The 16,547-nt window shown below is 66.7% G+C and carries 16 protein-coding genes; 9 read left to right on the top strand and 7 right to left on the bottom strand.

Annotated features, from left to right (window positions below):
* Window positions 1-205: 205 nt before the first annotated feature.
* Window positions 206-1,012, bottom strand: a complete 807-nt coding sequence (gene blaOXA, locus ACZ5TO_RS11010) for a class D beta-lactamase (protein WP_464798115.1) — start codon at window positions 1,010-1,012, stop codon at window positions 206-208.
* 109 nt (window positions 1,013-1,121) lie between these two features.
* Here blaOXA and ACZ5TO_RS11005 point away from each other — a divergent pair, with 109 nt between their 5' ends.
* Window positions 1,122-2,009, top strand: coding sequence for a LysR family transcriptional regulator (locus tag ACZ5TO_RS11005; protein ID WP_464798114.1), 888 nt, complete (start codon window positions 1,122-1,124; stop codon window positions 2,007-2,009).
* A gap of 4 nt (window positions 2,010-2,013) precedes the next feature.
* Here ACZ5TO_RS11005 and ACZ5TO_RS11000 read toward each other — a convergent pair whose 3' ends face one another.
* Both ACZ5TO_RS11000 and ACZ5TO_RS10995 read right to left on the bottom strand, forming a co-directional pair.
* The gene (locus tag ACZ5TO_RS11000) at window positions 2,014-2,673 is read right to left on the bottom strand and encodes a dihydrofolate reductase family protein (protein ID WP_464798113.1); all 660 of its coding nucleotides are present in this window, start codon (window positions 2,671-2,673) and stop codon (window positions 2,014-2,016) included.
* 79 nt (window positions 2,674-2,752) lie between these two features.
* Window positions 2,753-3,544 carry a LytTR family DNA-binding domain-containing protein gene (locus ACZ5TO_RS10995; protein ID WP_464798112.1) on the bottom strand — a complete coding sequence of 264 codons (792 nt, stop codon included), beginning with the start codon at window positions 3,542-3,544 and terminating at the stop codon, window positions 2,753-2,755.
* 91 nt (window positions 3,545-3,635) lie between these two features.
* On the opposite strand from ACZ5TO_RS10995, the gene ACZ5TO_RS10990 reads away from it, so the two are divergent.
* The 4 genes from ACZ5TO_RS10990 (at window position 3,636) to ACZ5TO_RS10975 (ending at window position 8,142) form a co-directional block, all read left to right on the top strand.
* Window positions 3,636-4,157: a DUF2306 domain-containing protein gene (locus tag ACZ5TO_RS10990; protein WP_464798111.1), complete on the top strand. Its 522-nt coding sequence runs from the start codon at window positions 3,636-3,638 to the stop codon at window positions 4,155-4,157.
* A 109-nt stretch (window positions 4,158-4,266) separates the two neighbouring features.
* Window positions 4,267-5,205 (top strand): KPN_02809 family neutral zinc metallopeptidase, encoded by a 939-nt coding sequence (gene ypfJ / locus ACZ5TO_RS10985; protein WP_184143340.1) that lies wholly within the window; start codon window positions 4,267-4,269, stop codon window positions 5,203-5,205.
* A gap of 167 nt (window positions 5,206-5,372) precedes the next feature.
* Window positions 5,373-6,626, top strand: a complete 1,254-nt coding sequence (locus tag ACZ5TO_RS10980) for a TCR/Tet family MFS transporter (RefSeq protein WP_464798110.1) — start codon at window positions 5,373-5,375, stop codon at window positions 6,624-6,626.
* Between the two features lie 148 nt (window positions 6,627-6,774).
* Window positions 6,775-8,142 carry an MATE family efflux transporter gene (locus tag ACZ5TO_RS10975; protein ID WP_464798109.1) on the top strand — a complete coding sequence of 456 codons (1,368 nt, stop codon included), beginning with the start codon at window positions 6,775-6,777 and terminating at the stop codon, window positions 8,140-8,142.
* A 64-nt stretch (window positions 8,143-8,206) separates the two neighbouring features.
* Here the strand turns inward: ACZ5TO_RS10975 and carA are convergent, their stop codons facing one another.
* Window positions 8,207-9,415, bottom strand: a complete 1,209-nt coding sequence (carA, locus tag ACZ5TO_RS10970; RefSeq protein WP_464798108.1) for a glutamine-hydrolyzing carbamoyl-phosphate synthase small subunit — start codon at window positions 9,413-9,415, stop codon at window positions 8,207-8,209.
* Between the two features lie 317 nt (window positions 9,416-9,732).
* On the opposite strand from carA, the gene ACZ5TO_RS10965 reads away from it, so the two are divergent.
* Window positions 9,733-10,182, top strand: coding sequence for a GatB/YqeY domain-containing protein (locus ACZ5TO_RS10965; protein WP_464798107.1), 450 nt, complete (start codon window positions 9,733-9,735; stop codon window positions 10,180-10,182).
* Between the two features lie 11 nt (window positions 10,183-10,193).
* Here the strand turns inward: ACZ5TO_RS10965 and ACZ5TO_RS10960 are convergent, their stop codons facing one another.
* Together ACZ5TO_RS10960 and ACZ5TO_RS10955 are read right to left on the bottom strand one after the other, a co-directional pair.
* On the bottom strand, window positions 10,194-10,529 hold the full coding sequence (locus tag ACZ5TO_RS10960) for a BrnA antitoxin family protein (protein WP_464798106.1): 336 nt from the start codon (window positions 10,527-10,529) through the stop codon (window positions 10,194-10,196).
* The gene (locus ACZ5TO_RS10955; protein ID WP_464798105.1) at window positions 10,495-10,785 is read right to left on the bottom strand and encodes a BrnT family toxin; all 291 of its coding nucleotides are present in this window, start codon (window positions 10,783-10,785) and stop codon (window positions 10,495-10,497) included. Before ACZ5TO_RS10955 ends, ACZ5TO_RS10960 begins: the two co-directional genes overlap by 35 nt.
* Window positions 10,786-10,949: 164 nt before the next feature.
* Here ACZ5TO_RS10955 and dnaG point away from each other — a divergent pair, with 164 nt between their 5' ends.
* The 3 genes from dnaG (at window position 10,950) to ACZ5TO_RS10940 (ending at window position 15,513) form a co-directional block, all read left to right on the top strand.
* Window positions 10,950-12,905, top strand: coding sequence for a DNA primase (dnaG, locus tag ACZ5TO_RS10950; protein ID WP_464798104.1), 1,956 nt, complete (start codon window positions 10,950-10,952; stop codon window positions 12,903-12,905).
* A gap of 230 nt (window positions 12,906-13,135) precedes the next feature.
* Complete coding sequence (gene recQ, locus ACZ5TO_RS10945) at window positions 13,136-14,968, top strand: DNA helicase RecQ (protein ID WP_464798103.1); 1,833 nt, start codon at window positions 13,136-13,138, stop codon at window positions 14,966-14,968.
* Window positions 14,969-15,039: 71 nt separating this feature from the next.
* The gene (locus ACZ5TO_RS10940; protein ID WP_464798102.1) at window positions 15,040-15,513 is read left to right on the top strand and encodes a VOC family protein; all 474 of its coding nucleotides are present in this window, start codon (window positions 15,040-15,042) and stop codon (window positions 15,511-15,513) included.
* Window positions 15,514-15,739: 226 nt separating this feature from the next.
* Here ACZ5TO_RS10940 and ACZ5TO_RS10935 read toward each other — a convergent pair whose 3' ends face one another.
* Entirely contained in the window at window positions 15,740-16,510 is a 771-nt protein-coding gene (locus tag ACZ5TO_RS10935) for an SDR family oxidoreductase (RefSeq protein WP_464798101.1), read from the bottom strand.
* Between the last annotated feature and the right edge of the window lie 37 nt (window positions 16,511-16,547).

The following is a 16,547-nucleotide window of genomic DNA, read 5'->3' as shown; positions in this document are numbered from 1 at the left end:
TCTATCCGTTCTCGTTCGCTTCGGCCGCGTGCGCGAAAAAACCGGCATGGCGATGGGTTCACCGGGCCGGGCGCGCAAAAATGGTCTTTCAAGGCTAGAAGCGGCTTATAGGCAAATGCGGGGGAGAGCGGAACCCCGAAAATCGCCGAATCGACAGGAAAATGCGGGGCCTCGTTACGGCGCGGCTGCCGCACGAGGCCGCCGTTCACTCCGCCGCCAGGATGGCCGGCAGTTCCTGCAGAATGGTGTCGCGTGCCCGAAGGCTCGTGCGGGACGTCTGCTTCCTTTCATCCTGGATCAGCCGGGCGAAGACGACGGTGCGGTCGTCGCGGCTCGCCCAGCCGACATACCAGCCGTAGGGGCGGCCGTAGTTCGGCGTTCCGTCGGGCTTTTTCGAATAGGCCATGCCGGTCTTGCCCTGCACGCCCCAGCCGTCCGCGATGTCGCGCCGCTCCACGATGGTCATGGCCGCATCCATCGCGTCGGCGGAGACGGGCAGCTCGTGGTTGACCAGCTTCCTCAGGAAGGCGACCTGCTCGCGCGGCGAGATCTTCAGCGAGGAGGCGATCCAGGCACGCTCAAGGCCGTTGTCCTTGCCGGGGTCGCCCGTCATGTCGGCATTGCCGTAGTCGAAGGCCTCGGCATAGTCGCGCAACTGCTCGTAGCCGAGGAACCTGGTGATCTGCTGCGAATACCAGACGACGGAATATTCCAGCCAGCGCTTCGGCGTCGTCGGCTGGCGCCAGGCATCGCCGCCCCAGTCGGGATAGCCTTCCATGAAGGGCAGCACCGGCTCCTCGGCATTTTCCAGGAAACCGGAATCGTAGCCCATCACCGCCAGGGGCACCTTGAAAGTGGAGGCGGGCGTGACGCGCGTCTTGCAGTCGCCCTTCTCCAGGATGATGTCGTCGCTGGCCGCATCGGCGACGATTGTACAAATAATACGGGCTTCGGCGGGCGCAGAGAAGCCGGCGGCCAGCAGGACGCTGGCCGCGACAAGACGAAAATCCATCGCATTTCCCCGAAATCTGAATGGCTTGCATCCCATGGATAGCAGTGCTCTTGTGGCCTGACAAAAGATGAATACTGGTCTCAGCCATTAGGAAAATTAGGGCATTGCCATGGTTCGGCCTTATCTGCCGCTCAACGCCTTCCGCGCCTTCGAGGCGTCCGCCCGGCATCTCTCCTTCACGCGGGCGGCGATCGAGCTGAACGTGACGCAGGCGGCCGTCAGCCATCAGGTGAAAAGCCTCGAAGACCAGCTCGGCGTCGCGCTCTTCAAGCGCCTGCCGCGCGGGCTGATGATCACGGCGGAGGGCGAAAGCCTTTTGCCGGTGCTGCGCGACGGCTTCGACCGCATGGCCGATGCGCTGGAGCGTTTCCGCGGCGGGCATGTGCGGGAGATCCTGACGGTGGGTGCGGTCGGCACCTTCGCTGTCGGCTGGCTGCTGCCGCGCCTTGCCGCCTTCCGCGAGCGCCACCCTTACGTGGAGGTGCGGCTTTCGACCAACAACAACCGGGTCGACCTTGCCGCCGAAGGCCTCGACTTCGCCATCCGCTTCGGCACGGGCGCGTGGCACGGCACGGATGCCGTCCGCCTCTTCGAGGCACCGCTTTCCGTTCTCGCCGTGCCGGCGGTCGCCAGGGACCTGAAGGAGCCGGCGGACCTTCTTTGCCTGACGCTGCTGCGCTCCTACCGGCGCGACGAGTGGACGCGCTGGTTCGAGGCCGCCGGCCTGCCGCGCACGCCGCCGCCGCAGAACACCGTCGTCTTCGATACCTCGCTCGCCATGATGGAAGCGGTGCTGCAGGGTGTCGGCGTCGGGCTCGCGCCGCCGCTGATGTTTTCGCGCCTGCTCGCCTCCGGGGCTGTCGTCCAGCCCTTTGCGACGAGCGTCGCGCTCGGCAGCTACTGGCTGACGCGGCTGCAATCGCGCAGCGTCACGCCCGCCATGTCCGCCTTCGCCGGCTGGCTGGCGGAGACGGTGGCGGGCGAGGGGCTCGCCTGAGCCGTCAGGTGAGGTTGCGGCGGCGTTCCAGCTCGGCGTCGGTCGGCGTGTCGAACTCGAAGGAGCCGGTGGCGACCTCGCCGGCGCGGGCATATTTGTTCATCGTCACGCCCGTGTCGCTGGTCTTCGAGGAGATCAGCGTCAGCGCGCGCGGGAAGGAGGCGTCCCCGAAGAGCCGCTTGCCCTTGCCGAGGATGACCGGGAAGATCGAGACGTGGATCTCGTCGACGAGGTCGTTCTCGAACAGCGCCTTCAGGAATTCGGTGGAGCCCTGTGTGAGGAGGTCGGGACCATCGCCCGCCTTGAGGGCGCGCACGGCGGCGACGGCGTCCGGACCGAGCACATGGCTGTTCTGCCAGGTGGGGGCGAAGGCCGGGTTGCGCGTTGCGACAAATTTGTCGATGCGGTCGAAGAGCGGGCCGATGGGATCGTCCGCCGCCGCATAGGGCCAGTGGGCGGCGAAGATATCGTAGGTCTTGCGGCCGAGCAGCAGGTCGAAGGGTTTGGCAAAGGTCTCGCCGACGGACTCGCCCATCTTCTCGTCGAAGAACGGGGCCACCCAGCCGCCGAAGCGGAAGCCGCCGATGGGATCCTCCTCGGGCCCGCCCGGCGCCTGCATGACGCCGTCAAGGCTGACGAAGGCGCCGACAATGATCTTTCGCATGGGGTCTCTCCCGGCTTGGTGTTGAAGGATACCTAGAGACGCGCGGCGGAACGGCAATCCGACAGGCGCCCCGAAAAAATCAGTCCCAGCGGGAGCGCACCGCCTCCAGGCGGCTGCGGCTGACGGGGATTTCCGCGCCGTCCCTGAGCACGACCGCAAGCCGTCCGTCGGCGCGCACGAGCCTTGCCACATGGGCGTCGGCCACGAAATGCGAGCGGTGCACCTGGAGGCCGGGCGTATCGCCGACCTCCTCGAGCGCATCGGAAAAGCGCAGCAGGATGAGTTCGCGCCCGCGGCTGGTCGTCACCTCGGTGTAATGGTCGGCGACGGTCATGTGCAGGATGGGCCCGCGGTTCTCGGGCCTCAGGCGGCGCAGCAGCGGCACGTCGGACGGCGCCTCGGCAGACGGCGGCGGCGCGGCGGCAAGGGCGGCGGCCTGCCGGCTGCTCATCGTGAGGAAGGTGAGGCCGCAGAAGAGGGCGGAGAGGAGGAGGCCGCTCACGATGCCGCCGGCAAGCGTGGAAAGCGTCGGTTCGCCGCCGAAGGTGAAGAGGCTGATCGCCTCCGTCGCCAGCCCCACCGGAACGCCCGCGACGACCGTGCCCACGGCCATGCGGCCAGGGAGGCTCGGCATGCGCGGCCGCAACGCCGTGTCGACGAGGACGATGGTGACGACCGCGATGCTCCAGGCGACGGCATGCAGCACGAACCAGAAGCCGAGGCGCGGCACGGCGGCGAGCCGCTCGGCGGTGCCGTAGGGGCCCGTCACCCAGAAGATCAGCACGACCGCCGCAAAGGTCGCCCAGAAGCGCGGCGAGCGCAGGAAGACCTGCAGTTCACGAAGCGCGGATTGCAGGAAGGGGCTTTTCACGAAGTTTTCCGTCCGTTCGGGCCAAAGCGTTTGAGGCGGACCGATCAATGGCGCAAGCCGGCTGCGAATTCAACCGCACCGGAGCCCGTCCATGACCTTCGCGCCGCTTCTTGCCGCCCCCTTCGCCATCCAGTTCCATGTCGCGACCGTGCTGCCCGCCGCGCTCCTCGGCGCCTTCCTGCTCGCCCGGCCGAAGGGCACGCCCGCCCACCGCCTTCTCGGCAAGGTCTGGCTGGTGCTGATGGTGGCGACGAGCGTTTCCACCTTCTTCATCCACGGCATCGACATGGCCTTCGGCTTCAGCCCGATCCATATCCTCTCGCTCTATGTCATCGTCGGAAGCTTCAAGGCGATTGCGGCCGCGCGCCGGCGCGATATCCGTGCCCACCGCGCCCATGTCGCGGGCATGTATTTCGGCGGCATCGTCGTCGCCGGCCTCTTCACGCTGGTGCCGGGCCGGTTGATGAACACGATGATCTTTGGCGGCGCCTCCGGCCTCCAGGGCGGACTTTCGGCCGCCGTCATCACGCTGCTCATCGTCGGCGCGGGCTCGCTCGCGCTGCACCAGGGCGGCTGGGCCGAGCGTTTCAACGCCGTCCTTCGCCGTCGTTGACGGGCCGCTTTTCGTTTTGCAAGGCGCATGCGCAGGCCCTATAAGCGGGTGCTGAGGAACGAATTTACGCCACAAGCGTTCGTCGGCCATCAACGCGGGGAAATGCGCCATGGAATGGAAAGGTCGTCGCCAGTCGGACAATATCGAGGACCAGCGCGGAGCCGGGCCCTCGATGGGAGGGAGCAATCCCTTCGGGCGCGGCAGCGGCGGCGGTTTCCGCATCCCGATGGGCGGCGCGCGCCGGGCCGGCGGCGGCATGAGCATCGGCACGATCATCTTCCTCGTCGTCATCTACTTCGTCCTGAAGATGATGGGCATCGACCTCCTGCAGGTGATGGGCGAGGGCGGCCAGACCTCCCAGCCGGGCTTCGAGCAGACGGAAACCGCAAGCCGTCGCTCCTCCGCGCAGGAGGAGGAGACCAAGGCCTTCATGGCCACGGTGCTCGCCGAGACGGAAGACACCTGGAGCGGCATCTTCAAGGCGGCCGGCGAGACCTACGAGGAGCCCAAGATGGTGCTCTTCTCCGGCTCGGTGAAATCGGCCTGCGGCTTCGCTTCGGCGGCCTCCGGCCCGTTCTACTGCCCGGGAGACCACAAGCTCTATCTCGACATGAGCTTCTTCGACGAGCTCGCCAACAAGTTCGACGCGGCCGGCGATTTCGCGCAGGCCTATGTCGTGGCGCACGAAGTCGGCCACCATGTGCAGAACCTCACCGGCATCCTGCCGCGCTTCAACCAGCAGCGCCAGCGCATGAGCGAGGTCGAGGCCAACCAGATGTCCGTGCGCGTCGAGCTTCAGGCCGACTGCTATGCCGGCATCTGGGGCAAGTATACCGAGCAGAAGGGGCTTCTGGAAAGCGGCGATCTCGAGGAGGCGCTGAACGCCGCCACGCAGATCGGCGACGACACGCTGCAAAAGCGCATGCAGGGCTATGTCGTGCCGGAAAGCTTCAACCACGGCACCTCCGAGCAGCGCCGCCGCTGGTTCAAGCGCGGCTTCGACAGCGGCCGGCTCGACGCCTGCAACACCTTCCAGGGCGATATCTGAGATATCGCCCCTCACGGCGGATGCGGCGGAAATCCCGCATTCGCTGATGGACGCATCAAAACAATTGCAATGTTCATGGATTGTTTCGCCCGGAAAAGTGAAATAGAACACGCGACCTGACATTTTGCCCCCGCGTGGGCACCGTTCATTTTTTCGAGGTCTGTTCCATGGTCGATGCCCGGTCCGCCCGGCGGGGGCTCTTTCTCGTCTTCATGATCATGTTCCTCGACGTGATCGGCATCGCCATCATCATGCCGGTGCTGCCGACCTATCTGCGCGAGCTGACCGGCGACGACATCGGCCAGGCGGCCGTCGACGGCGGCTGGCTGCTGCTCGTCTATGCCGGCATGCAGTTCCTCTTCGCGCCCTTCGTCGGCAATCTTTCCGACCGTTTCGGCCGCCGGCCGGTGCTGCTCGTGTGCATCCTCACCTTCGCCTTCGACAACCTCATCTGCGCGCTGGCGACGAGCTACTGGATGCTCTTTGTCGGCCGCGTGCTGGCGGGGCTCAGCGGGGCGAGCTTCAGCACGGCCGCCGCCTACATCGCCGATGTCTCGACGGACGAGACACGCTCGAAGAACTTCGGCCTGATGGGCATCGCCTTCGGCACGGGCTTCGTGCTCGGGCCGGTGATCGGCGGGTTCCTCGGCGAGTTCGGGCCGCGCATTCCCTTCTACGGCGCGGCGGCGCTCGCCTTCCTCAATTTCGTCGCGGCCTGGATCCTGCTGCCCGAAAGCCTGGAGGCGAAGAACCGCCGCCCGTTCGAGCTGGTGCGCGCCAACCCGCTCGGCGCGCTTCTGCAGATGCGCAAATATCCGGGCGTGCTGTGGGTTGGCCTCGTCTTCTTCTGCTACGGGCTGGCGCATGTCGTCTATCCGGCCGTCTGGTCCTTCGTCTCGGCCTACCGCTATGGCTGGAGCGAGGGGCAGATCGGCTTTTCGCTCGGCGTCTTCGGCGTCGGCAGCGCGCTCGTCATGGGGCTGGTGCTGCCGCGCATCGTGCCGCGGCTCGGCGAATACCGCACGGCGGTCATCGGCCTCTGTTTCTCGGCGCTCGGCCTTGCCGGCTATGCCGCGGCCGTCGAGGGCTGGATGATCTATGCCGTGATCGCGCTCACGGCGCTGGAGGCGCTGGCCGATCCGCCGCTGCGTTCCATCGCCTCGGCGCGCGTGCCGCCTTCCGCGCAGGGCGAGCTGCAGGGCGCGCTCACCAGCGTCTCCAGCATCACCACCATCATCGGCCCCCTGATCTTCACGCAGGTCTTCAGCGGCTTCACGCAGCCCTCAGCGCCGTTCGTCTTTGCCGGCGCGCCCTTCGCGGTCGCCGCGCTGATCCTCCTCGTGGGGCTCGTCGTCTTCGTGACCAAGCTGCGCGGGGCAGGGGCGGGGCCGACGGCCGATCTTGCGGCGGAGAAGGCCTGAAGCGCTTTCAAGCGTGACATTCCGGTGAAAATCGGCCCGGAAAACGCCGGCAAGGCGCCGTTTCGCGCAAGTTTGATGAGAAGATCACACCTATTCGATTGATCGCGGCGGGAACTTGTGATCCCAAGCGGTCGAAAGCGAGAAAATCATGCACACGGCAACGCAACGCGAGGACAATGGCTGGGGAACGCATTTCCGGGCGACCTTTTCCCTCGGCATCCCGCTGATCGGCGCGCAGCTCGCCCAGCTCGGCATCCACACGACGGACGTGGTCATCCTCGGCCGGCTCGGCGCCGCGCATCTGGCGGCCATCGTCCTGTCGGCGCAGTTCTTCTTCACCGTCTTCATCCTCGGCTCGGGCTTTGCCAATGCCGTCATGCCCATGGTCGCGCAGGCCTACGGGCGGGGCGATGCCGTTTCCGTGCGCCGCGCCGTGCGCATGGGCATGTGGGTGGCGCTCGCCTATTCGGCGCTGATGATCCCGCTCTTCTACAATGTCGAGGCGATCCTGCTCTATGCCGGCCAGAAGCCGGAAGTGGCGGCGCTCGCCGGCAGCTACCTCAAGATCGCCCAGTGGGGCATGGCGCCGGGCCTGCTCTTCATGACGCTGCGCGGCCTCGTGAGCGCACACGGGCGCGCCGGCATCGTGCTCTATGTCACGATCATCATCCTGTCGGTCAACGCGTTCTTCGCCTATGCGCTGGTGCTCGGCCATTTCGGCTTTCCGGCCCTCGGCATGGAAGGGGCGGCCATCGTCTCCTTCTGCGTGAACCTTCTCAGCTTCCTGCTCATCACCGCCTATATCCAGTCGCGGCCGGACATGCGCCGTTACGAGCTGTTCGTGCGGTTCTGGAAGCCGGACTGGGGCGCGTTGCGCGAAGTGGTCCACCTCGGCCTGCCGATCGGCCTCACCATGCTCGCCGAAGTCGGGCTTTTCACCGGCGCCTCTCTGCTGATGGGCAATATCGGCACGCTGCAGCTCGCCGCCCACGGCATCGCGCTCCAGCTCGCCTCCATCGCCTTCATGATCCCGCTGGGGCTCGCGCAGGCCGGCACGGTGCGCGTCGGCGTGGCGCACGGGCGGGGCGACCGGCTCGGCGTCGTGCGCGCGGCGCTGGCGGTGCTGATGATCGCGGCGGTCATCGCGGTCAGCGGCGGCATCCTCTTCGCGCTCGTGCCGACGACGCTCGCCTCGATCTTCCTCGACAAGGCGGGTGCGGATTCGGCGGCCGTCCTTGCCATCGCCGGCCCCTTCGTGGTGATCGCCGGCATCTTCCAGCTCGTCGACGGGCTCCAGGCGATCGCCGCCGGGCTCCTGCGCGGGCTGAAGGACACGCGCATCCCGATGGTGCTGGCGCTGATCTCCTATTGGCCGATCGGCTTTTTCTGCGCCTGGTTCTTCGCCTTCCCGGCGGGCTTCGGCGGCATCGGCGTGTGGTTCGGTTTCCTCAGCGGCCTTGCCGCGGCCGCCGTGCTGCTCAACTGGCGCTTCTACCGGCTGGTGCGCACCGCCTGACGAATACGGAAAGGCCCCGGACGCTGCCGTCCGGGGCCTTTCTGCATTCGATGGGGAAGAGAGCTTACGCCCGTTCCGGAATGGCGTCCTCGCCCTTCTTTTCGCGCACCAGGTTGATGAAGCGGCGGAAGAGGTAGTGGCTGTCCTGCGGGCCGGGGGAGGCCTCCGGGTGATGCTGCACGGAGAAGACCGGCTTGCCGACGAGGCGCAGGCCGCAATTCGTGCCGTCGAACAGCGAGACGTGGGTTTCCTCCACGCCCTCCGGCAGGGTGGCGGAGGCGACGGCGAAGCCGTGGTTCATCGAGACGATCTCGACCTTGCCGGTCGTGTGGTCCTTCACCGGATGGTTCGCGCCGTGGTGGCCCTGGTGCATCTTCTCGGTCGTGGCGCCGACGGCAAGGCCGAGCATCTGGTGGCCGAGGCAGATGCCGAAGATCGGAATGCCCGTCTCGATCAGCTTGCGGATGACCGGCACGGCATATTCGCCGGTGGCGGCCGGGTCGCCCGGGCCGTTGGAAAGGAAGATGCCGTCCGGCTTCTGGGCCAGCACGTCCTCGGCACTGGAGGTCGCCGGCATGACGGTGACCTTGCAGTCGAGCCCCGTGAAGAGGCGCAGGATGTTGCGCTTCACGCCGTAGTCGAGCGCGACGATGTGGTACTTCACGTCCGCGTCGGAGAGGTCTTCGTAGCCCTCGTTCCACACCCACGGCTTCTCGCTCCAGCGCGAGGACTGGCCGGAGGAGGCGACCTTGGCGAGGTCGAGGCCGACGAGGCCGCTCCAGGCTTTGGCTTCGGCCTTCAGCGTCTCGATGTCGAAGACGCCGTTCGGATCGTGGGCGATCACCGCGTTCGGCGCGCCGTTCTGGCGGATCCAGGCGGTGAGCGCGCGCGTGTCGATGCCCGAAAGGCCGATGATGCCGCGCGCCTTCAGCCAGGCGTCGAGGTGCTTTGCGGCGCGGTAGTTCGACGGCTCGGTGATGTCGGCCTTGAAGATCGTGCCGACGGCGCCGTGGCGGGCGGCGGGCGTCAGGTCTTCGATGTCCTCGTCGTTGGCGCCGACATTGCCGATATGCGGGAAGGTGAAGGTGACGATCTGGCCGAGATAGGAGGGGTCGGTCAGGATCTCCTGGTAGCCCGTCAGCGCCGTGTTGAAGCAGACTTCCGCGGTCACCTTGCCGGTGGCGCCGATGCCCTTGCCCTCGATGACCGTGCCGTCGGAAAGGACGAGCAGGGCGGTGGGCTTTTCGGTGGTCCATGCGGGGGTCGAGGTCATGAGTATCCCGTTTCCGGTGCCGCGCTTGAAAGGGTTCGCGGCGGGCACCATTTAAGATCGCAGGCAAAGGCGCGCGGAAACCCGCGTTGGTGCGCCCTGATTGCCAATTTTCGTGCAGGTGCCGGAAAATAGACAATGCGGGCGGCGGGGTCAACCGTCGCCCTGTGAATTGCGCGGAATTATAAAGCGTGTAATTTCACGCACTTGCGCAATCCGTTTGCCCGCAGCCCGCCTGCCGGGCTATGAGCATCGACAATCGAACGACGATCGAGGCCCTGGCCGCGCATTCCACGCGGGGGCCTCCAATGGAGAAAAGAATGCGCGAGACCATCGCAAACGCCCTCAAGGATGCGCTCAAGGCAAGGGATGCCTGCCGTGTCTCCACGCTGCGCCTCATCCAGGCGACGCTCAAGGACCGCGACATCGCCAACCGCGGTGCCGGCAAGGGCCCCGTCGAGACCGACGAACTGCTGCAGATCCTCGCCAAGATGATCAAGCAGCGCGAGGAATCCGCCAAGATCTTCGCCGAGAACGGCCGTCCGGAGCTCGCCGCCCAGGAGCGCGAGGAAATCGCCGTCATCAAGGGCTTCCTGCCCGAGCAGCTTTCCGACGAGAAGGTCAAGGACCTCATCGCGGGGATCATCGCCGAGATCGGCGCGCAGGGCCTGCGCGACATGGGCAAGGTCATGGCCGTGCTCAAGGAGCGCTACCCCGGCCAGATGGATTTCGCCAGGGCCTCCGGCATGGTGAAGGACCTGCTGAAGTAAGGGGAGCGGCGTCAGCCGCTCTTCTTGCCCTTGTCCTGCTCGTCCATGTAGTGGCGCAGCACGGCGTTGATGCGGGTCTGGTAGCCCTTTCCCGTCGCCTTGAAGAAATCCACGATATCGGCGTCGAGCCGGATGGAGATCGACGTCTTCTGTGCCGGAACGACGATCTTCGCCTTGGACCAGTCGACGTCGATGAAATCCGCCCAATCCGGGTCGTCGCGCATGTTGGCGAGGATATCCTCGTCCGTCATCGCGTCGACGCGGGCCCAGTCGCTTCGGTCTTTGCCCTTGGCGATCTTCTCCTCGATTTCCTCAAGGGTATATCTGACGATATGCTCTTTGCTCATTTTTACGTGCCGCCCTTGCCGAGATGATCCTGCATATGTCGCCCCGCATCGTATAGACGACCGCGATGAGGCGATCCGTCAGCGGGCAGATTGCAAGGGTCCTGATTTCGCCGTTGCGTTCCGACGGTTTGTCCAGCCGGGGTCCATTGAGAGCGGACGCCGCGCGCGGAAAATCGATGCCGTGTTTGGCGAGATTGGCTTCCCTTTTCAGCTCATCCCATTCGAAAGATGAAAAATAGCTCTGCTCTTCGCGCATGAATCGTACCCTGTTCTAGGTTTCCGACCAGCACTCATGCGCGGTGTCGTTTTCAAGTGTATATACAATCGTCATGCTGTCAATCTGTGAATTGCGGGCAACGCCATCCTGCACCATAGCAATGCCGGCTTTTTGGCTCTATGGGTCGGGGAACCGAGGTAACCATGCGCTTTTCCAACGCCTTCCTAGACGAGATCCGCGACCGCGTTTCGATTTCCGACGTGATCGGCAAACGCGTGACGTGGGATCGCCGGAAGACCAACGTCTCGCGGGGGGACTATTGGGCCTGCTGCCCGTTCCACGGCGAGAAGTCGCCGTCCTTCCACTGCGAGGACCGCAAGGGGCGCTACCATTGCTTCGGCTGCGGCGTCTCGGGCGATCATTTCCGCTTCCTCACCGACCTTGAAGGGCTGTCCTTCCCCGAAGCCGTGCAGCAGATCGCCGACCTTGCGGGCGTCGCCATGCCGCAGCCCGACCGCGAGGCCGAGCAGCGCGAGAAGGAGCGCATGGGCCTCGTCGAGGTCATGGAGATGGCGGCGCGCTTCTTCGAGGACCAGCTCCAGACGCCGGCCGGCGCCAAGGCGCGCGCCTATCTGCGCGACCGCGGCCTGACGGGTCGCACCATCGAGACCTTCCGCCTCGGCTATGCGCCGGAGAGCCGCAACGCGCTGAAGGAATTTCTCGCCGGCAAGGGCGTGCCGAAGGAGGCGATCGAGGCCTGCGGGCTCGTCGTCCATGGGCCGGAGATCCCGGTTTCCTATGATCGCTTCCGCGACCGAATCATGTTCCCCATCCTCTCGCTGCGCGAGAAGGTCATCGCCTTCGGCGGGCGCGCCATGTCGCCGGACGCGCCGGCGAAATACCTTAATTCCAACGAGACGGAGCTCTTCCATAAAGGCAGCGTGCTCTACAATCACGCACGCGCCCGCAAGGCCATCCAGACCGCCGGCACGGTCATCGCGGTCGAGGGCTACATGGACGTGATCGCCCTGCACCAGGCCGGCATCGAGAACGCCGTCGCCCCGCTCGGCACGGCGCTCACCGAAAACCAGTTCGATCTTCTCTGGCGGATGACGCCGCAGCCGGTGCTCTGCTTCGACGGTGACGGGGCGGGCATCCGCGCGGCCAACCGCGCCGCCGACCTTGCGCTCCCCTTCATCAAGCCCGAGCGCACCGTGCGCTTCGCCCTCCTGCCGGACGGCAAGGATCCGGACGACCTCGTGCGTCACGAGGGCCGCGCGCCCTTCGACAAGGTGATGGCGGGCGCCCGCCCGCTTGCCGAGATGATCTGGAACCGCGAGGTGCAGGGCGTCAATTTCGAGACGCCGGAAAGCCGCGCGGCGCTGGAGGCGCGCCTGCGCCAGGTGACGGCCGCCATTGCCGACGAGGATGTGCGCCGCCACTACCAGCAGGACATGCGCGACCGGCTGAACGCCTTCTTCCGCCCGCCGCAAAGGCAGGGCGGCACTTTTGCCGGCAACCGTCAGGGCAGGGGCGGTGGGCGCGGCGCGCCTCAGGGCAATGCCGGTCCCTCCGGCATCTCCGACCGGCTCGCCCGCTCGGCGCTGGTGCGCGGCGCGCAGGAGCTGCCGGCGCTGCGTGAAAGCGTGCTGGCGCTCACCGTCGTCAACCATCCGGGCCTGCTCTTCAGCGACTACGACGAGATCGCCATCATCGAATACGAGAACCGCGACCTCCAGCGCCTCTGGTCGGCGCTCCTCGGCATCGCCGGCTCGGTCGGCGCGCGGCTGGAGCGCGACCGCCTGCTCGAGGAGCTGGAGACGGCCGGCTTCGACACGCTGTTGAAGGGCCTCGACCAGCAGATCCGCAATTCGCGCCTGTGGACCGCGACGGCCGAAGCCGCGCCGGAAGACGCCCGCGAAGGCTACCTCCAGGCGCTGGCCCTCCACAAGCGCACCCGCGCGCTCCTCTGGCAGCGCCGCGAGCTGGAGCGGGAACTCGCCGTCTCGACGGAGGAGGGCGACGGCGAGCGCGTGCCGCAGATCCTGCGCGCGCTGCAGGAAGTGCAGATGGAGACGGTGCGGATGGAGAACCAGGAGGCGATCATCGAAGGCTTCGGCGTGCTCTCCGGCCGCGTGAAGGGGCCGGCGGGGAAGTAGGCGGCGTGAGGTGTGGATCCTCGGGTCAAGCCCGAGGATGACAGAAGAGGGGCAAGAGCGAAAATCGATGTTCCCCTTTGCCGCGCCGTTTGGCGACCGCTCGACCTCTCCTCCTCTCCGTCATCCTCGGGCTTGACCCGAGGATCCACGTGACACGGCGCGCCATTCCCTTCGCGGGTTGCCTCCCCGCGGCGCAAACGCCATAGTCGCCGCAAACGAAGACGGAACGCATGCTCGATACTTCCACCCACAACGCCCGCCCCCTCGACGTGCTCAAGCGCGTCTACGGCTATGACGCCTTCCGCGGCAAGCAGCAGGCGGTGGTGGAGCATGTGACGGCGGGCGGGGATGCGGTGGTGCTCTTCCCGACGGGGGCGGGCAAGTCGCTGTGCTTCCAGATCCCGGCGCTCTGCCGCGATGGTGTGGGCATCGTCATCTCGCCGCTGATCGCGCTGATGCGCGACCAGGTGGAAGCGCTGAAGCAGCTCGGCGTGAAGGCGGCGGCGCTCAACTCCTCGCTAACGCGGGATGAGTTCTTCGCCGTGCGCGATGCCATGCGCACGGGCGATCTCGACCTTCTCTATGTCACGCCCGAGCGCATCGTGACGGACGGTTTCGCTGAGCTCGTGGCGGAAGCCCGCATTTCGCTCTTTGCCATCGACGAGGCGCATTGCGTGTCGCAATGGGGGCACGATTTCCGGCCGGAATACCGGGCGCTCGGCGTGCTCGGCGAGCGCCATCCCGGCGTGCCGCGCGTCGCGCTGACGGCGACGGCCGATCCGCATACCCGCGACGATATCGTCGAGCGATTGGGGCTCCAGCACGCGGAAATCTTCACCACCAGCTTCGACCGGCCGAACATCGCCTACGAGATCGCCGAGCGCGACCAGCCGCGCCAGCAGCTCCTGCGCTTCCTGTCGAAGCACCAGGGCGAGAGCGGTATCGTCTATTGCCTATCGCGGGCGAAGGTCGAGGACACGGCCGAGTGGCTGAATACGCAGGGTGTTCGTGCGCTGCCCTACCATGCCGGCTTCGACCGGTCGGTGCGCGACGCCAACCAGGACGCGTTCCTCAAGGAAGAAAACCTCTGCCTCGTCGCCACCGTCGCCTTCGGCATGGGCATCGACAAGCCGGATGTGCGCTATGTCGCCCATCTCGACCTGCCGGGCTCGGTGGAGGCCTATTACCAGGAGACGGGCCGCGCCGGGCGCGACGGCCTGCCCTCCGAGGTCTGGATGGCCTACGGCATGGCCGACGTCGTGCAGCGGCGCAGGATGATCGACGAGGGCGGGGCGGCCGACGAGATCAAGCGCATCGAGCGCGCCAAGCTGACGGCGCTGCTCGCCATCTGCGAGACGGCCGGCTGCCGGCGCAAGGCGATCCTCGCCCATTTCGGCGAGAGCCACGCCGGGAATTGCGGCAATTGCGACACCTGCCGCAACCCGGTGGAGACCTGGGACGGCACGGAAGCGGCCATCAAGGCGCTCGCCGCCGTCTACCGCACCGGGGAGCGTTTCGGTTCCGGTCATGTCATCGATGTGCTGATGGGCGTCGAGAACGAGAAGACGCAGCGCTTCGGCCACACGGACATGCCCGTCTTCGGCGCCGGCAAGGACATCGCGCCGCGTGTCTGGCAGTCGATCTTCCGGCAATTGCTCGCCATGGGCCTCGTCAGCGTCGACCATTCGGCCTATGGCGCATTGAAGCTGGAGCCGGAGGCGCGCGCCGTCTTCCGCCACGAGCGGGAGGTGTTCTTCCGCAAGGACCGGCCGCAGGCGGGGCGCAGGGCGAAGGCGGGCAACTCGCCCGCCGCGCGCGAGCGTTCCAATCTTTCCGGCTCGGACCGCGAGCTTTTCGAGGCGCTGCGCGCCGAGCGGCTCGCCATCGCCAAGGACCTCGACGTGCCGCCCTATGTGGTCTTCCCGGACACGACGCTGATCGCGCTCGCCAAGGAGCGTCCGCGCGACCTGGAGGAACTGCTCGACATCCCCGGCATCGGCGTTTCCAAGCGCGACCGCTTCGGCGAGGCCTTCCTTGCCGTCATCGAGGATTTCTCCGGCTGATTTTTTGACGCGCTGTCGGAACGTTGGGCGCGCCTTCGTCCTTGTGCAGGATCGTCAAGGAGGACGCCACGATGAAGGTCACGCAGCATCTCTGGTTCGCCAAGGACATGGAGGCCGCCATCGGCTTCTATGCCTCGCTCATCCCCGGCTCGTCGGTGCACTGGGTCTCGAAGATGCCGGCCGAAAGCCCGAGCGGCCCGCCCGGCAGTGTGAAGATCGCCAGCTTCACCCTCGGCGACCAGCGCTACATGGCGATCGAGGCAGGGCCGCTCGATCCGTTCAACCACAGCTTCTCCATCATGGTCGAATGCGAGACGCAGGGCGATCTCGACCGGCTGTGGAACGCCTTGAAGGAGGGCGGCTCGGTGGAGCACTGCGGCTGGCTGAAGGACCGCTGGGGCCTGTCCTGGCAGATCGCCCCGGCGCGGCTCGGCGAACTGATGAACGATCCCGACCAGGCGAAGGTCAGGCGCGTCGCCGAGGCGATGCTGAAGATGGTCAAGCTCGACATCGCCCCGCTGGAAGCGGCCGCGGCGGCGGAGTGAGTGCGGCGCATATGGAAAAGACCCCTCCCTAAATCCCTCCCCACAAGGGGGAGGGACTTAACGTGCGGCACTCTCGGCATTCAAGAATTGAGGGAAAAACGGGCTGCCAGCCTTTCTCCCCCCTTGTGGGGGAGATGCCGGCAGGCAGAGAGGGCCTTCAATATGCGATTGCTTTGCCGCTTGCGGGGAGAAGGTCCCGGCAGGGGGATGAGGGGCATGCGGAGACCTACATCCGCACCGTCATGCCCCCGTCCACCACCAGCACATGGCCGTTGACGAAGGAGGCGGCGTCGCTGGCGAGGAAGAGGGCGGCGCCGGCGATCTCGTCGGCGCGCGCCCAGCGCTGGACGGGGATGCGCTGGCGCACGAAGGGCATCAGTTCTTCGTTGGCGGCCATGGCAGCGTTGGTCTCGGTGGCGAACCAGCCGGGCGCGATGGCGTTGCTGGTGATGCCGTAGGGGCCGTATTCCACGGCCATGCTGCGCATGAGGCCGGTCAGCGCCTGCTTGGCGGCGGGGTAGACGCCGTCGTTCGGCATGGCGACATGACCGCCGATGGAGGTGACGGCGATCAGCCGGCCGCTTGCCTGCCGCATCATGATCACCGCCGCATCGCGCGAAAGGCTGGCGGCGGCGGAAAAGTCGGTGCGCACGAGCTCGTCTATCGCTTCGTCGTCCATCTGCGAGAGCGGCCGGCGGTCGCGCGCGCCGACATTGTTGACCAGCACGTCGAGCCGGCCGTGCCGTTCCTCGATGGCGGCAAGGGCCGCGCGCTGGGCGGCGCGGTCGGCGATGTCGAAGGCGGCGGCCGAGGCGCTTCCGCCCGCCGCGGCGATCTTTTCCACGGCCTCGTCGAGCGTCGCGGCGGTGCGGCCCGTCACCACGACATGCGCGCCGGCCTCGGCCAGCGCCCTGGCGATCTCGAAGCCGAGGCCGCGCCCGCCGCCGGTGACGAGGGCGACGCGCCCCTTCTGGGAAAACCTGTCCAATATCGTCATGGCCGCTTCCTTTCGGCCGCCAACGGACAGGCGCGGG

The organism is Shinella sp. Sh6, from assembly GCF_055392685.1.
This window is presented reverse-complemented; position numbering and strand designations above follow the sequence as displayed.

Coding starts and splice junctions, on each gene's coding strand:
- ACZ5TO_RS11005 (WP_464798114.1), top strand. CDS start 1,122: ATGGTTCGGCCTTATCTGCCGCTCAACGCCTTCCGCGCCTTCGAGGCG.
- dnaG (WP_464798104.1), top strand. CDS start 10,950: ATGCGCTTTTCCAACGCCTTCCTAGACGAGATCCGCGACCGCGTTTCG.
- ACZ5TO_RS10935 (WP_464798101.1), bottom strand. CDS start 16,510: ATGACGATATTGGACAGGTTTTCCCAGAAGGGGCGCGTCGCCCTCGTC.
- blaOXA (WP_464798115.1), bottom strand. CDS start 1,012: ATGGATTTTCGTCTTGTCGCGGCCAGCGTCCTGCTGGCCGCCGGCTTC.
- ACZ5TO_RS10960 (WP_464798106.1), bottom strand. CDS start 10,529: ATGAGCAAAGAGCATATCGTCAGATATACCCTTGAGGAAATCGAGGAG.
- ACZ5TO_RS10940 (WP_464798102.1), top strand. CDS start 15,040: ATGAAGGTCACGCAGCATCTCTGGTTCGCCAAGGACATGGAGGCCGCC.
- recQ (WP_464798103.1), top strand. CDS start 13,136: ATGCTCGATACTTCCACCCACAACGCCCGCCCCCTCGACGTGCTCAAG.
- ACZ5TO_RS10955 (WP_464798105.1), bottom strand. CDS start 10,785: ATGCGCGAAGAGCAGAGCTATTTTTCATCTTTCGAATGGGATGAGCTG.
- ACZ5TO_RS10965 (WP_464798107.1), top strand. CDS start 9,733: ATGCGCGAGACCATCGCAAACGCCCTCAAGGATGCGCTCAAGGCAAGG.
- ACZ5TO_RS11000 (WP_464798113.1), bottom strand. CDS start 2,673: ATGCGAAAGATCATTGTCGGCGCCTTCGTCAGCCTTGACGGCGTCATG.
- ACZ5TO_RS10975 (WP_464798109.1), top strand. CDS start 6,775: ATGCACACGGCAACGCAACGCGAGGACAATGGCTGGGGAACGCATTTC.
- ACZ5TO_RS10990 (WP_464798111.1), top strand. CDS start 3,636: ATGACCTTCGCGCCGCTTCTTGCCGCCCCCTTCGCCATCCAGTTCCAT.
- ypfJ (WP_184143340.1), top strand. CDS start 4,267: ATGGAATGGAAAGGTCGTCGCCAGTCGGACAATATCGAGGACCAGCGC.
- ACZ5TO_RS10980 (WP_464798110.1), top strand. CDS start 5,373: ATGGTCGATGCCCGGTCCGCCCGGCGGGGGCTCTTTCTCGTCTTCATG.
- carA (WP_464798108.1), bottom strand. CDS start 9,415: ATGACCTCGACCCCCGCATGGACCACCGAAAAGCCCACCGCCCTGCTC.